The sequence below is a fragment of the Coleofasciculaceae cyanobacterium genome, from assembly GCA_036703275.1.
GTDB lineage: Bacteria > Cyanobacteriota > Cyanobacteriia > Cyanobacteriales > Xenococcaceae > Waterburya.
Genome location: DATNPK010000096.1, coordinates 238,472 through 252,695, shown reverse-complemented (window position 1 = coordinate 252,695; position 14,224 = coordinate 238,472). Strand labels below are relative to the sequence as shown.

The 14,224-nt window shown below is 40.4% G+C and carries 15 protein-coding genes and 1 tRNA gene; 11 read left to right on the top strand and 5 right to left on the bottom strand.

What is annotated here, in order from left to right; genetic code table 11:
- Window positions 1–283 precede the first annotated feature (283 nt).
- Window positions 284–883, bottom strand: a complete 600-nt coding sequence (locus V6C71_20420; GenBank protein ID HEY9770822.1) for an ATP-dependent Clp protease proteolytic subunit — start codon at window positions 881–883, stop codon at window positions 284–286.
- 73 nt (window positions 884–956) lie between these two features.
- Window positions 957–1,646 carry an ATP-dependent Clp protease proteolytic subunit gene (locus tag V6C71_20415; protein ID HEY9770821.1) on the bottom strand — a complete coding sequence of 230 codons (690 nt, stop codon included), beginning with the start codon at window positions 1,644–1,646 and terminating at the stop codon, window positions 957–959.
- Between the two features lie 225 nt (window positions 1,647–1,871).
- Here V6C71_20415 and mgsA point away from each other — a divergent pair, with 225 nt between their 5' ends.
- The 6 genes from mgsA to V6C71_20385 all read left to right on the top strand — a co-directional run bounded on the left by mgsA (window position 1,872) and on the right by V6C71_20385 (window position 7,556).
- Entirely contained in the window at window positions 1,872–3,167 is a 1,296-nt protein-coding gene (mgsA, locus tag V6C71_20410; protein ID HEY9770820.1) for a methylglyoxal synthase, read from the top strand.
- A gap of 212 nt (window positions 3,168–3,379) precedes the next feature.
- Window positions 3,380–5,119 (top strand): GUN4 domain-containing protein, encoded by a 1,740-nt coding sequence (locus V6C71_20405; protein ID HEY9770819.1) that lies wholly within the window; start codon window positions 3,380–3,382, stop codon window positions 5,117–5,119.
- 49 nt (window positions 5,120–5,168) lie between these two features.
- Window positions 5,169–5,594, top strand: a complete 426-nt coding sequence (locus tag V6C71_20400) for a secondary thiamine-phosphate synthase enzyme YjbQ (GenBank protein HEY9770818.1) — start codon at window positions 5,169–5,171, stop codon at window positions 5,592–5,594.
- Entirely contained in the window at window positions 5,591–5,944 is a 354-nt protein-coding gene (locus V6C71_20395; GenBank protein HEY9770817.1) for a DUF952 domain-containing protein, read from the top strand. Before V6C71_20400 ends, V6C71_20395 begins: the two co-directional genes overlap by 4 nt.
- 57 nt (window positions 5,945–6,001) lie before the next feature.
- A complete protein-coding gene (locus V6C71_20390; protein ID HEY9770816.1) occupies window positions 6,002–6,436 on the top strand; it encodes an NUDIX domain-containing protein in 435 nt (144 codons plus the stop codon).
- 13 nt (window positions 6,437–6,449) lie between these two features.
- On the top strand, window positions 6,450–7,556 hold the full coding sequence (locus tag V6C71_20385) for a tRNA (guanine-N1)-methyltransferase (protein ID HEY9770815.1): 1,107 nt from the start codon (window positions 6,450–6,452) through the stop codon (window positions 7,554–7,556).
- Window positions 7,557–7,900: 344 nt separating this feature from the next.
- Here V6C71_20385 and hisA read toward each other — a convergent pair whose 3' ends face one another.
- The 3 genes from hisA to V6C71_20370 form a co-directional block, all read right to left on the bottom strand.
- A complete protein-coding gene (gene hisA, locus V6C71_20380; GenBank protein HEY9770814.1) occupies window positions 7,901–8,671 on the bottom strand; it encodes a 1-(5-phosphoribosyl)-5-[(5-phosphoribosylamino)methylideneamino]imidazole-4-carboxamide isomerase in 771 nt (256 codons plus the stop codon).
- A 90-nt stretch (window positions 8,672–8,761) separates the two neighbouring features.
- Window positions 8,762–9,646, bottom strand: a complete 885-nt coding sequence (locus V6C71_20375; protein HEY9770813.1) for a carbonic anhydrase — start codon at window positions 9,644–9,646, stop codon at window positions 8,762–8,764.
- Window positions 9,647–9,753: 107 nt separating this feature from the next.
- Window positions 9,754–9,840: transfer RNA gene (locus tag V6C71_20370), tRNA-Ser, on the bottom strand.
- Between the two features lie 126 nt (window positions 9,841–9,966).
- On the opposite strand from V6C71_20370, the gene V6C71_20365 reads away from it, so the two are divergent.
- The 5 genes from V6C71_20365 (at window position 9,967) to V6C71_20345 (ending at window position 14,193) form a co-directional block, all read left to right on the top strand.
- On the top strand, window positions 9,967–10,335 hold the full coding sequence (locus V6C71_20365; GenBank protein HEY9770812.1) for a 2Fe-2S iron-sulfur cluster-binding protein: 369 nt from the start codon (window positions 9,967–9,969) through the stop codon (window positions 10,333–10,335).
- Window positions 10,336–10,434: 99 nt separating this feature from the next.
- Complete coding sequence (locus tag V6C71_20360; GenBank protein HEY9770811.1) at window positions 10,435–10,950, top strand: thermonuclease family protein; 516 nt, start codon at window positions 10,435–10,437, stop codon at window positions 10,948–10,950.
- Window positions 10,947–11,774, top strand: coding sequence for an inositol monophosphatase family protein (locus V6C71_20355; GenBank protein HEY9770810.1), 828 nt, complete (start codon window positions 10,947–10,949; stop codon window positions 11,772–11,774). Before V6C71_20360 ends, V6C71_20355 begins: the two co-directional genes overlap by 4 nt.
- A gap of 291 nt (window positions 11,775–12,065) precedes the next feature.
- The gene (locus tag V6C71_20350; protein ID HEY9770809.1) at window positions 12,066–12,875 is read left to right on the top strand and encodes a DUF3747 domain-containing protein; all 810 of its coding nucleotides are present in this window, start codon (window positions 12,066–12,068) and stop codon (window positions 12,873–12,875) included.
- A gap of 319 nt (window positions 12,876–13,194) precedes the next feature.
- Window positions 13,195–14,193, top strand: a complete 999-nt coding sequence (locus tag V6C71_20345; protein HEY9770808.1) for a DnaJ domain-containing protein — start codon at window positions 13,195–13,197, stop codon at window positions 14,191–14,193.
- Window positions 14,194–14,224 lie beyond the last annotated feature (31 nt).

Genomic DNA, 14,224 nt, shown 5'->3' with positions numbered 1-14,224 from the left:
AATAGAAAAGTTGGTTTGCTTATCTAAATTTACCTACTATTTTGTTGACCAAAAAATTATAGAATAACGCCATACGTTACAGCAAGCTTAGGAAACAATAAGTATTTAAAGAATTTAAACACAAAAGTAATATAGCTTAAAACAAAAATCAAAAATTATTAACTAAGTGAAATCACTCGATTGTGATTTTAAATTTTTTTGGTCAAAAAATATTAAAAAACTGGCAGGTCGTTAAAACTTGCCAGTTAAAAAAAATATATTTGTAATTTGGTAGTATGAAAAACTACTGTTTGTCTTCAATCACCTGATCGATCAGACCATATTCTTTAGCTTCATAAGCTGACATAAAGTAATCACGGTCAGTGTCTTTTTTGATTTTCTCAATAGATTTCCCTGTATTATCTGCCATCATTTGGTTTAGCTGATCGCGGATTCGCAAAATTTCTTTGGCTTCAATATCGATATCTGTTGCTTGTCTGCGCCCCTGCACACCACCTAAGGGTTGGTGAATCATAATTCGTGCATGAGGCAAAGCCAGACGTTTACCTTTAGTTCCACCACAGAGTAGAAATGCTCCCATCGAAGCAGCCAGACCAACACAGATAGTAACTACTTCTGATTTAATGTGGCGCATAGTATCATAAATCGCCAATCCAGCAGTCACAGAACCACCAGGAGAGTTGATATATAAATAAATTGGTTTGCCTGGGTCTTCAGAATCCAAATAGAGCATAATAGCAATAATCTGGTTTGCCAAAGCATCGTTAACGCCTCTGCCTAAAAAGATAATGCGCTCGCGATATAAACGGTCATAAATGCTGATCCAGTCACTATACTGCTGACCAGGCAGTTGATAGGGAACTTTGGGAATACCAATGGGCATAAGATTTTTTTACCTTGAAATATTGATGATTTATTTTTGGTTATGGCCTGTAGCTCATAGCCCATAGCTTTATTTAACTTAGAGTAGAAACAGGAGTAGGTAGGTCGCTGGTGCTTTCTAAAACCTTATCGATTAAACCGTACTCTTTAGCGTCTTGAGGGGTCATATACAGCATTCGGTCTGTATCTTTCGCCAATTTGTCTATTGGTTGACCAGTGTTGCGACTAAAGATTTCTAGGACAGCGCGTTTGTTTTCTAATACCTCTTTGGCACGGATTTGAATATCTGTCGCTTGTCCCTGCGCACCCTGACGAGCTTGGTGCAGAATAATTGTGCCATTAGGCAAACTAGCGCGGTAGCCCTTTGCTCCTGAAGAGAGTATCATTGCCGCCGTTCCCATTGCCTGACCGATACAAATTGTATGAACCTGTGGTTTGATGTAGTCCATTGTGTCACAAATGGCAAAAGCCTCAGTTTCAAAACCAATCGAATCTCCACCGTACCAAGAAGTACCAGTAGAGTTGATATACATAGTAATTGGTTTGTCAGGATCATCAAATTGCAGAAATAGCAACTGAGCTACGATTAATTCTGTAACGTCAACTCCTATTTGGTCTTTATACTCATCGGGAGAGACTAAAGGGAGACCCAAATAAATAATGCGCTCTTTGAGTAGTAGAGAAGGTAAATCTGGGGGTGGAGTACGATAGTTGCCACCGCCTCCTCTATAAGGAGCTTGTACTGCCTGAATTGGTGAATTCATAAGTATTTCTAAGTTAATTTACCTCTTACGTTATATTGTTATCTACTCAACTAATTATTGAATCAACAACAAATAAGCTTAAATTATTGCTTTTATGGCAAGGTTAGTAGAATGATTTTAACGCATCTATCTACCAGGATTTACCCTGTTTTAATCTATAAAACCGAACCACGACCGAACTAAATGCTTTTTTAAAGTTTGAAGCTTTTTTGTAACCAATCGACTATGGCTAGAACAATTGCTCTGATTGCTCATGACGCTAAGAAGAACGATATAGTAGATTTTGCTATTCGTCATAAACCTTTACTATCTCGCTATCATCTTATTGCGACGGGAACAACAGGCAAGCGTATTCAAGAGGCCACATCTTTAAATATAGAGCGATTAGCATCAGGGCCTCTGGGGGGAGATACTCAAATTGCTGCCAAAATTGTGGCAGGAGAAGTAATTGCGGTCATCTTTTTGATCGATCCTTTGAATGCTCAACCTCATGAACCAGATATTCAGGCACTATTGCGGATTTGCAACGTTCATTTAGTTCCTTTAGCGACAAACTTAGGCACGGCAGAAGCGATCGCCAATAGCTTTGCTCAAAGTTTGGTAGCTCATTTAATCTTTAATCCTGTCTCTGGGAATGGTAACAGCAAACAAGATCTAGAATTTATCAAACAAATGCTAGAGCCTCATCTACATTTAGAGGTTCATTTAACCAGTCCCGATATCGATCCCCAAGAATTAGCGCAACAAGCGATCGCCCAAGATGCCGATCTAATTATTGCCTCTGGCGGAGATGGTACGGTATCTGCGGTAGCAGGAGCAATTATTGGCACTGACATTCCTTTGGGTATTATCCCTAGAGGTACAGCGAACGCTTTTAGTATGGCGTTGGGCATTACCCAGCAAATTAATCAAATGCGACGGGCTTGCGAAATAATTTTGGCGGGAAAAACACGGGTAGTGGATACAGCTGTTTGTAACAATTTACCCTTAATTTTGCTGGCGGGAATTGGCTACGAAGCAGAGACGATCGAAAAAGCAGACCGCGAGGCGAAAAACCGTTGGGGAACATTGGCTTATTTAATGGCTGGCTGGCAACAGCTTGACGAACAACAGTTATTTGAAGCAGAAATAGAAATAGATGGAGAGATCCGAACTTTCCAAGCAGGAGCAATTACGATCGCCAATGCTGCGCCACCAACTTCGGTGTTAGCTCAAGGAATTGGGGAAGTTGTCGCTGATGACGGCTTATTAGATATTACTATTGCTACCGTAGATAACAAAATACAGGCAGTAACCACAATTTTAAGTATGTTAGGTGCTGCTTTAATCAAGACCAATGCAGGACTAGATAATATAGTTCATTTGCGATCGCCCAAAGTCAGAATTTCGGCTAACCCTGTGCAAAAAGTCGTACTTGACGGCGAAATTATCGGCAATACACCACTAGAAATTAAGTGTCTTCCCAGAAGCTTGAGTGTTTTTGTTCCTACTTCTGAAAGAGAACCCAAACATAAGCAATAGTAACCTTGGTACACAATCGGGTTGAAAGTAATTTTTAATTCACATCAAGTGTACAAGTACAATAGTTAATAATTCATCATCTATAATAAATTCCTATTCAATTTTTATCAGTAGTTTGTCGAATCTAACTCAATATCTTGGTACGGAACACTAGCAAATTTAAACGTCAATACCAATGAACATTATTAGTTAGACTTATTGGAGTTAAATATATGAAATTTACGAGCAAAATTAGCCAATTATTAATTGGAGGAACAGTAGGCTGTACTATCATCTTAGGCTGGTTATTTGTGGGACTAGAACCACAATACACCAAGGCTGCCGTTGCCCAACTAGCGCAGGCTCTTTCCCCAGAAGAAGTTAATCTTCGAGCTAAACAAATTAGTGTTCGTATTGATGGGGCTAACCTTGGTTCTGGCTCACTAATAGATCGCTCTGATAATGTTTATACCGTGTTGACCAACTGGCACGTGATGAAAAATCAAGGAGACTATGTTGCCCAGACTATTGATGGAAGGGTGCATCAGGCTGACCCCGCCAGTATTAAACAATTGCCAGGGCTAGATTTAGCCGTATTCAAATTCAATAGCGACCAAAATTACCAGACTGCTGAATTGGGAGATGCTAGTAACTTGAGCGAAGGACAAAACGTATATTTCGCAGGCTATCCAGGTGAACTACGGGAAGAAGATAATCGTTACTATCGCTTTTTTACGGCTAATTTAGTTGGTATACTGCCAACATCAACGGAAAACGGCTATTCTTTGGTGTATAACGGTGAAGCTTTCCCAGGCATGAGTGGCGGGCCAGTGTTCAACAAAAATGGCTTAATGATCGGAGTTCATGGAGAGGCTAATATTAATGCCATATCTGGAGGGACTTCTAATTATGCTATTCCCATTAACAGCTATCAACAGGCGATCGCCAAACTGAATACTCAACCTGCTGCTGAAACTCAACTGCCAGCACCAACTTCTGAAGTAGCTCAACAATCAGAACCAGCAGAATCAACAGACCCAGATAACATTTCTTCTGTACCAACTTTTACGACCCAGCCTTCTCAAGCAACATCTAATTCAGAAGCACAGCCAGAAGTAATAGTCGAACCAGAAGCGACTCAGCCAGAAGCACAATCACAAACAGCAGTCCAACCCGAAGCGACTCAGCCAGAAGCGACTCAGCCAGAAGCAGCAGTCCAACCCGAAGCGACTCAGCCAGAGGCACAATCACAAACAGCAGTCCAACCCGAAGCGACTCAGCCAGAAGCACAATCACAAGCAGCAGTCCAACCTGAATCAGTAGAATCAGAAGAGATTGCCATTCCCACCACTACTAGAAAGATATCTTTGATTTCTCAAAAAACTGGGATTGACTATACTAAGCTACGTAATTTACTGAGAGAGAAAAAATGGTCAGAGGCAGATATTCATACCTACCAGCTAGTCGAGCAAATCGTCAAAACTGCTAAGCAGCAGAATGAGCATGTATTCATCGAGTTAAATACTATTGCTGAATTTTCCTGTCCTGATATTAGAACTGTTGATTATCTGTGGAAAAAATATAGTGATAATAAATTTGGCTTTAGTCCCCAACAAGAAGTTTGGCAGAGCGTGAATCAAAAAGGAGATTTTTCTACCCAAACTTGGCGACGTTTCGCTACCAAAGTAGGTTGGAAAAAAGGCGAAGTTATTAATGGCACTGGTTATCTACTCTACGATGAACTAGATTTTGAACCTAGCAAAGCTCCAGCTGGTCATCTTCCCTGGTGGTTTGCTCTCCCTGATGAAGAACAAAAGGTGATTAAGTCTTTATTTGCTCGCTGTAATCTAAATCCGACAGTTCAAGAGCTAGAAGCAGAAGCCAGAGAAAATTCAAATTCAGCAAATACGGCTAACAATCAGCCAAACGTTAATAAACGCCCCAAAGCTCCCAACGATAAAGCTGATAGCTGATCATCCCGTCTAGATGCCAACGAAGTTAATTCACTTGACAGCATAATCAATGAAACATCATCAAACAGCTTTAAAAATTAAAACTACAGGTAAATCGCTGCACAAGATTACCAGCCAAGTTGAACAGGCTGTAGCTAAGTCCAATGTTGAGACTGGACTATGTACTGTATTTGTGCGCCACACTTCTGCATCTTTATTGATTCAAGAAAATGCCGATCCTGATGTATTAACCGATTTAGAAAACTTTTTTGCGCAATTAGTCCCTGAAGATTCTACTCGCTATATTCATAGTGCGGAAGGGATGGATGATATGCCAGCTCATATTAGATCTGCTTTAACCCATACTTCAGAAAATATTCCCATTTCTGGAGGAAGATTGGTTTTAGGTACATGGCAGGGAATTTATCTTTGGGAGCATCGTCAACGTAGTAATTACAGAGAGATAATTGTTCACATTAGTGGAGAGTCAAATTGAGCAGCGGTGTAGTATATCATATAACTTCTGCTGCTGAGTGGAATGATGCTCAAGCCACTGGAGAATACGAACCATTAGGTTTTGCTCGCGATCGCTTTATTCACTGTTCCTATGGTCATCAACTCTTGACAGTAGCCCATAGATTTTATAGGGGGCAAAGTGGTCTTGTTATATTGGTCATTGAATCCTCTAAAATAAATAGCAGTCTAATTGAAGAAAACTTAGAAGGGGGTACAGAACTATATCCTCATCTTTATGGTGTACTGCCAATTAATGCAGTGAGAAAGACGATCGCCTTTCCCAATAATGCTGATGGTAGCTTTAGTTTACCTGAGGAACTAAACATTTAAATTATGACTTGAAACACCTATTTTGATTAAGATCGTCTCTGTCGTCGATCGCTCTCCATGCAAAAAGTAAAATCCTGTGGCGTAATTTGCTTCACTCGAACCAAGCAACCATCATTCTTATTAATGAAGCGATCGTATCGTTATGACTTGCCCAAAGGTCATATCGAACCAGGAGAGACAGAGTTACAGTGTGCTTTAAGAGAATTATTTGAAGAAACTGGAATTTCTAAAAGGCAAGTTTGCTTGGAATTAGATTTTAGGTTTAGAACGATTTATTATCCTCGCTACAGGCGTTTTGGCGGTCAAAAAGTAGAGAAATCTTTAGTTATTTTTTTTGGTTGGGTAAGTGAAGAATTAGAAATTGTCATGACTGAGCATAACGCTTCAGAATGGGTTAAATGGAATCCTCCCCACTATTTTCATAACCGAATAATTGACGAGTTGTTAGAAACAGTTCAAAAGCAATCGGTAATTAAAAAATATAATAATTAAAAGGAAATATTTATTGAGCGGTCAAGGCGATTGGCATCAGGAAGGAAAAGCTAGATTTCAGGTAGGTAATGCTTTTTATAATCCCCAAAATAAATTTGTCCGCGATTTAGGAGTATTAGCTGCCATAGTTGAGCGACAAGATCGGGGTAGTCTAAGAGTATTGGATGCTTTGGCAGGCTGTGGTGTTCGCAGCTTGCGCTATTGGCAGGAAAGCAATGCCAGTTACCTTTGGATCAATGAAGGAAATCCGCAGCTTAATCAGATCTTACAGCAAAACTTGCTAAGAGCGATCGCCTCTAACAATTATCAAATTACCCATCAAGATGCTCATCGAGTTTTCTTTCATTGTTATCAACAACGAGACTATTTTGATTTGGTAGATGTCGACTGTTTTGGTAGTGCAGTTCCCTATCTAAATAGTATGCTGTGGGCAACCAAAATTGGTGGATTAATGTATCTCACTAGCACTGATGGACGGATTATAACAGGTCACCCTCCAGAAAAAACCGTTCAGACCTATGGAGCGATCGCTCGTTCCCATCCGGCAATTCAAGAGCAAGCTTTAAGATTACTCATTGGCACCACTCAACAACAAGCTGCTACTAAAGGATTGGGTATTAAACCAATATTTTCGGTGTTTACCGGGCAAACTTACCGTGTAATGCTGCGTTTGGTATCTAAACCGCAATTAACTGCCAGCAACTATGGCTTTCTAAGTTATTGTCATAGTTGCGGTAACTATCAAACTTTTACCTGGCGCAAATTAAACCAGATCGGCTGCACCTGTGATGCTCCTGCCGTAACCGTCAGTGGAGCGATGTGGCTCGGTCAATTACACGATCCACAGCAAATAGAACGTTTGATCGTCTTGGCTGAGAAATTAAATTGGCAAAAAATAGTCAAGCTACTTAAATTAATGCAGGGAGAAATAAATTTTCCACCATACTTTTACACTTTGAGCGAAATTGGTAGCCGAGGCAAGCTGGATCTACCCAAGCGATCGCACTTAATTACCGCCTTACAAAATCAGGGTTATCAAGCAGCAGCCACCCACATAGATCCCCAAGGAATTAAAACTAATGCCAAGATGGAAACCTGTATTAAGCTCAGTTCGGGTTAAGGCAATTTAAGGGTTATCAAAGCTATAAGCTAATCGTTAATACGACGCGTAGCTTATACTAAAGCACTCGCTTCGCGACGCGAAGCTAGTCCTTTAGGGCATCGTCCGAAGGTGTCCTAAAGGATACCGCTACGCATATACCCTTTAGGGAGTCCTTTAGGGCATATCCTTTAGAGCATATCGCTTCTTAAAAATTCAAGGAAAATAACAGTTTGAGTAGTAGGTTGGGCAGACCACATTGATTGGTCTAAGTAATATTTAAAGCGGTTTAGCGAGCTTTTTTTTGTAGTCTCAAACTCATTTATAATGTTGCCCTTGGTAAAATTTATTCTAGGGGATAATTTCTAGGCGATAAAAGTACCAGTATCGGGGGGAACATCCTGCCAACGCCCATCACCAACTGCCCTTACTGCTTCTTTAAGACTAACATCGCCAGTATATATCGCCCGCCCGACGATCGCACCGATAACCCCTAATGATTCTAAACTCAACAGACTTAACAAGTCAGTCACAGAGCTAACACCACCTGAGGCAATCACGGGAATATCAATTGATTCAGCTAGTTCTCTTAAAGCCTCCATGTTAGGGCCAGTCAATGTACCATCACGATGAATATCGGTGTATATAATTGCTGCTACCCCTTGCTGTGCCATGCGGTGCGCTAAATCCGTTGCTGCAACCTCTGAAGTTTCTAACCATCCTTTAGTAGCTACTTTGCCTTGGCGGGCATCAATACCCACGACAATTTGTTCGGGAAACTCCTGACACAATTGTGTCACTAACTCTGGTTTTTCTACCGCCACCGTACCCAGGATAGCTCGCTGTACACCTGTGTCGAGTAATCTGGACACCCCTGCGCGATCGCGTAATCCCCCTCCCACCTGTATGGGAATGACAATGGCTTTGGCGATCGCTTCAATTACAGCTAAATTAACCGATTTTCCCGCTTTAGCTCCATCCAAATCTACTATGTGCAGTCTGGTTGCACCTTCATCTGCCCACTGACGAGCGACTTCTACGGGATTATTATTAAATATTGAAGCTTGGTTATAATCACCTTGGTAAAGACGAACGCATTTGCCGTCTAGTAAATCTATTGCCGGGATAACTTCCATTTCTGATTTAGTTTATAGGTTTGGTTTAGATACGGTAATCTTTGTTAAAGCTATTAGCTTCCTCAAATGAATTTTAGTTAATTAGTTAATTTAGGCGCGGGAATATATTTTTTCTGCCCAAAGCTGTACCGATTCTGAAAACAAAGAATGATAATTTTGTAGTTCAATATTGTTCATTCCATTGCGTCGCGCTTGATCAAATAAAGTTACGAGCGATCGCGTTGCTTCTTCAGCGTCACTAGAACTTTCAGGGGATAATTTTAGTAAAGCTTCTAATTCTTTCTTAATCGGAATTAAAGACTCGCGATTATCAGCAGTGGAGAAAGAACGAACTGTTGATTCTTCTTGTAATATTTGACCTTCAGGGGGAATATAGGTATGAGTGCGAGCATCATAAGCTAAAACATTACCTGTCTCGATATTGTAAATCCAGGCATAAATCTTGAGTCTTCCCTGATGGAGTCTAGCCCTAACTATCGGATAAGTTTTAAGATTTTCGATTTGAATTAGTACGTTTTCCGCTACCAAGATTTCCATCAAATCTTTGCCCTTATAGTGAGGATAGTTTTCTATCACTAGGCGACGAGTTGACTCTGCGTGCTTAAGCCAGTCGTAAACTAAAGGCATATCTTTTTGTAGCTGATTAAGCTTGAGCAATCCTTTCATGGCACCACAATTAGAGTGTCCACAAACAACCACTTGCTCGATACCTAGAGCCTGAATTGCATATTCAATTGTTCCCCCTTCTCCGCCATTTGCTGCACCATAGGGAGGAATAATATTGCCAGCGTTGCGAATGACAAATAGTTCCCCGATCTCAGTATCGGTAATTAAGTTAGGATCGACTCTAGAATCAGAACAGGCAATAAACAAAACTCTGGGCTTTTGCCCCTGAGAAAGCTGTTCTAATAGCTCCTGATGACTACTGACATAAGTTTGCCTAAATTTATCAAGACCGCGGATTAACTTTTTCACTTTCTATCTAATCTGAAAATTGATAACTCCAATCTTTATTATCGGATAAAAGCTCGAAAGATTAAATCGCTCTTGAAAAAATGCTTAGAGTAAATTCTCAAATAAAGCGGAGAGGGGGGGATTCGAACCCCCGAACAAGTCACCCCGTTACAGCATTTCCAGTGCTGCGCCTTCGACCACTCGGCCACCTCTCCAGGCGACGTACGATTTTTAATTATACATGGTTAGTTGTTGCTGTCAAAGTTTTGCCAATTCTTTTTGCTGTAGACTACAAAATAAGTAATTTAAAAAATATTTAAGCAGCAAGGATCTTTAAATAAATGACTAAAACCCATATTGTTAAGGTGCGCGATCGCGCTACAGGTAAAGAACATATTGTCGAAGTTAGAGAAGACCAATACATTCTGCAAACTGCCGAACAACAAGGTGCTAAGTTACCTTTTTTGTGTCGAAATGGTGCTTGTACTAGCTGTGCTGCCAAGATCATTTCAGGAAAACTAGCTCAACCAGAGGCCATGGGGCTATCTCCCAAGCTCAAAGATCGGGGTTACGCTTTACTTTGTGTTAGCTATCCCCGTTCGGATCTAGAAGTAGAAACTCAAGACGAAGACGAAGTATATCAAATGCAGTTTGGTCGCTATTTTGCTAGAGGTAAAGTTAGGTTTGGCTTACCTTTGGATGAAGATTGATTTCAAAGCAGAAAGAATAAGTAATTATGTAGCGAGTAATTGCTGACGAAATGCGGTTAACGACTTATCTTTTTGATGTTGTTACGCCTTGTTTGAAAAATGCTCAAGATTAAAACAGTTTTTATTTGTTGCTGTTTGGTATTGTTGTTGAGCTGTAGTTCTCAACCTAATCCAGCAAATTTGCTTTCGGGGAAAGTAACGCGGGTAGTTAGCGGTCAAACTCTTGAAGTTTTATTCACAGGAACATCTGAGGTTGCTCAAGTCAGAATTACAGGAATTGATGCACCCGATCTGCGTCAGTCTCCTTGGGGAGAAGCTGCCAAAAAAAAATTGGTTGAGTTAGTGATGGGGTTGCCGATTGAGATCGAGCAGGAAGATGCGCAGCGCGATCGCTTTAACCGTCTTACGGCTCACATTTGGCAAAACAAAACCTTAATTAGTCAGCAATTAGTTCAATCAGGATGTGTACTGGCAAACGATAGATATGACCATTCCTATAGTAAGCTGCTTATGGAGTCTCAAGAATATGCTCGCCTGATGGGTTACGGAATCTGGAATCCAAAGCTGGCAATGCGCTACACTCCTAGTCAATTTCGTTCAATGAATAAACAATGACTCAACCTGCTGCCGAACAATTACAAACCTTTCTCGATGTCGCTACCGAATCAGTCTTGGCTGCGGGGGCAGTATTAAAAGAACGTTGGGGTAAATTAAATAATATTCAGGAAAAAGGTCGTCCAGGAGACTTAGTAACCGAAGCTGACAAGCTAGCAGAAGCAGAGGTACTAAAAGTACTCAAGCGTCATTTGCCAGAGCATCAGATTCTGGCGGAAGAGTCGGGGGCATTAGGTAATGCTGATAGTAAATATCTTTGGGCGATCGACCCTTTGGATGGTACAACTAACTACGCTCACGGCTTACCTTTAGCAGCAACCTCAGTTGGCTTGATGATTGATGGAGTTCCTGCGGTGGGTGCTGTATATAATCCTTTTAGTGATGAGCTATTTCGCGCCGCAACAGGATTGGGGGCAACCTGTAATCGCCGTCCAATTCAAGTTTCTCAAACTAAAGACTTAAATAAAAGCTTGTTAATTACTGGTTTTGCCTACGATCGCCAAGAAACTACAGACAATAATTATGCAGAGTTTTGTCATTTGACTCATTTAACCCAAGGAGTTCGTCGTCTTGGTTGTGCTTCGATGGATCTGGCGGGAGTCGCCTGTGGTAGATTAGACGGCTACTGGGAAAGAGGAATTCAGCCGTGGGATATGGCGGCAGGAATTGTCATTTTGCGAGAAGCTGGAGGCAAGGTAACCGCTTATGATGGCAGTTCTTTGGATATTCCTTCGGGACGGATCTTGGCAACAAATAGCTTCATTCATGATGCTCTAAGCAAAGCTTTAGCCGAAACTCCAGCCTTAGCCGAATGGAAATCGTAAATTATTGGTTCATTTTCAGGCAAAGTAATCTGCAACCGTTAATCGCAGTTCATTAATAATTTTAATTAAACTTTTCAGGCAAAAGTTAGTTTTCAACCTGCAAATGTTTGAAGTTTTTTTAACCAAATTTATGTAGTGAGGGCTGTATTATAAAATAAAATTGCTCGCTCAATTAAAGTAATACGTAGTCATTAACTAGCAGTCAGAGCCAGCTTAGTCATCTTACTTGCTTTTTTGGATAGGAATGGCGGAGTAATCTCTGGATTTAAAACTAACCTCAATTACCAAGACATGAAATTATCTCTGCCTGTCAAAGTTGCTACTGTAGCAACTTTAGGAGTTAGCGCGATCGCGCCTTGGCAATCAGCTAAGGCGATCGAATTTGATGAATTTGCTGTAGATCAAAGCCAATTTGTAGCGGTTGCAGTTCCTTACAGCTACAGAAGATATAAGCTGGCAATTATCGAGCAAGTTCCTGGACAACAAGCCTGTTGGCAAGAATCAGGTAGTTATCCGACTACGGTGGATTTATTGCTGCTCAATTTCGATCATACTAATAGCTGTCGTAAAGCAGTTGATACCAACGGTTATTCCCTAAGATACAACGCAAAAGACGACAAGGTAGAATATATGCTTAACTTAGTTGAAAATAATGGACAGCTTCAGTTGATTGCCGATCATCAAGATCCCGCTCGACAAGATTTAGTTATCGGTACTACAAATGGTGTCGTAGAAGCACCAATGAAAATTGAACTAGATCCAAATTGGCAGTTTACCAAGCGTCTTTATCAAGGAAGTGCTATACAGCACATATACATGAGCAATAACCCTAGTCCCCAGGTACTAGAGAATGTCGTGACTCTTCCAACAACTAACGATCCTGCCAACATTAATCCTTCTGGGCCTGCTGTACCTCAGCAACAGCCAGCACCACCGCAACCAGTTGTCACCCAGCCTGCCCCAGCTCAAACTCCTGCAACTACGGTAGAAGGATTAATTACTAACATCTTGACTCCTTTGAGTAAAGCCGTTTACGAAACCTATAATAGCCTATTTACTCCTACATCAAGTACTCCTCAACCTACTGTTCCTCAACAATAAGAAGCAAAAAAGAGTTTTTCGATTTGATAAGGTTATGGATTTAGCCCAATAGTCGATCGCCCAGTTGATTTAATTTTTCATTCCAAAAATCAAGCTTTGTTTTAGAGACGGCTTCATTTTTTTGCTGTCCAACAGCGAAGAACTTTAACAACCTTGATTCTTACTCTTCAATTATTACTAAACTGCAACGCAAAATTTATTAACTCGTTGGTTGATTCGTGTAGAGTTCAGGGAACTATATAAATACAGCTAGTATCTTAATTGATATTTCCATGAAAAGGATATGTCTTATTGCTGATAATTTATATCTTTATTTCTTATGTCATTCGCGATTAAACACGGACTTTTTAAGCTCAACATAATAGATCATCATGCAGTTCTAGGCGTGTCACTTGACGCTGAACCTCAACAAATTCGCTTACAATATTTGAAAATTGCCCAAAAGCTCCATCCAGATAAATGTCGCTCCGATGCAGCCAAAATGAAAACAGCGGGACAAATCTTATCGAAGCTGGTTAATCCTGCTTATGAGCAACTATCGCGAAAAACCACTTTTGCCGAACATAAGCTAATTTTGACTCAGATTGGCAAACGCTTAGTGGAAAATAAAGATAAAATTACAGTGAAAAGCCAACTGGCTCAAGAGCTATTAAAGGCTAGAGATAGTGCGGAATTGGTTTATCCTAAACTATTAAGCAAGCTTACTGGCGAACAATATAAATTATTAGAACAAACGGAAAAAGAAATTGAAGTAATTAGCGAGCTGAATTTAGTTTACTTAATGCTTAAACACGATCGCGCAATTAATCATCTTAATCGTAATGTCACACCTGCTCCAGAAAAAGCGATCGCACTTCAACAAACCGTAGCTCAGAATCAAACTACAGTAACTCAAGTACCTTCTGAATCTTCTGACGCTACAGCCAAAGTAGAAGAACCAACTAAAGAATCAAGAGTGGCTGCATTTGTCAATCGCGCTCAACAATATATATCTAAAGAAGAATTTGACCACGCCATCCAAGAGTTAAAAGATGCTTTAAAAATAGATCCAAATCACGGTATCGCTCATGCAGTCATGGGAAGAGCTTATTTAAACAAAAAACAATTGACCATGGCAAAGGTTCATATAAGTAAAGCCTACGAAGCAGAACCTCATAACCAAATCGTCATCGAAAGCAAGAAGGCGTTGGACAAACTAGCCAAAACAGTCAACAAATCTAAAACATCTAATCCTGGTTCTATACCAAATGCCGAGCAAAATAATAAACCAGCTAATAGTGGCTTCTTTAGTGGATTTTTTGGGACGAAAAAAAAGTAAGATGACACAAGTAGAGATTACTATCAATATC

Coding starts and splice junctions, on each gene's coding strand:
- mgsA (HEY9770820.1), top strand. CDS start 1,872: ATGGCTAGAACAATTGCTCTGATTGCTCATGACGCTAAGAAGAACGAT.
- V6C71_20360 (HEY9770811.1), top strand. CDS start 10,435: ATGCTCAAGATTAAAACAGTTTTTATTTGTTGCTGTTTGGTATTGTTG.
- V6C71_20405 (HEY9770819.1), top strand. CDS start 3,380: ATGAAATTTACGAGCAAAATTAGCCAATTATTAATTGGAGGAACAGTA.
- V6C71_20400 (HEY9770818.1), top strand. CDS start 5,169: ATGAAACATCATCAAACAGCTTTAAAAATTAAAACTACAGGTAAATCG.
- V6C71_20390 (HEY9770816.1), top strand. CDS start 6,002: ATGCAAAAAGTAAAATCCTGTGGCGTAATTTGCTTCACTCGAACCAAG.
- V6C71_20420 (HEY9770822.1), bottom strand. CDS start 883: ATGCCCATTGGTATTCCCAAAGTTCCCTATCAACTGCCTGGTCAGCAG.
- V6C71_20365 (HEY9770812.1), top strand. CDS start 9,967: ATGACTAAAACCCATATTGTTAAGGTGCGCGATCGCGCTACAGGTAAA.
- V6C71_20350 (HEY9770809.1), top strand. CDS start 12,066: ATGAAATTATCTCTGCCTGTCAAAGTTGCTACTGTAGCAACTTTAGGA.
- V6C71_20355 (HEY9770810.1), top strand. CDS start 10,947: ATGACTCAACCTGCTGCCGAACAATTACAAACCTTTCTCGATGTCGCT.
- V6C71_20415 (HEY9770821.1), bottom strand. CDS start 1,646: ATGAATTCACCAATTCAGGCAGTACAAGCTCCTTATAGAGGAGGCGGT.
- hisA (HEY9770814.1), bottom strand. CDS start 8,671: ATGGAAGTTATCCCGGCAATAGATTTACTAGACGGCAAATGCGTTCGT.
- V6C71_20345 (HEY9770808.1), top strand. CDS start 13,195: ATGTCATTCGCGATTAAACACGGACTTTTTAAGCTCAACATAATAGAT.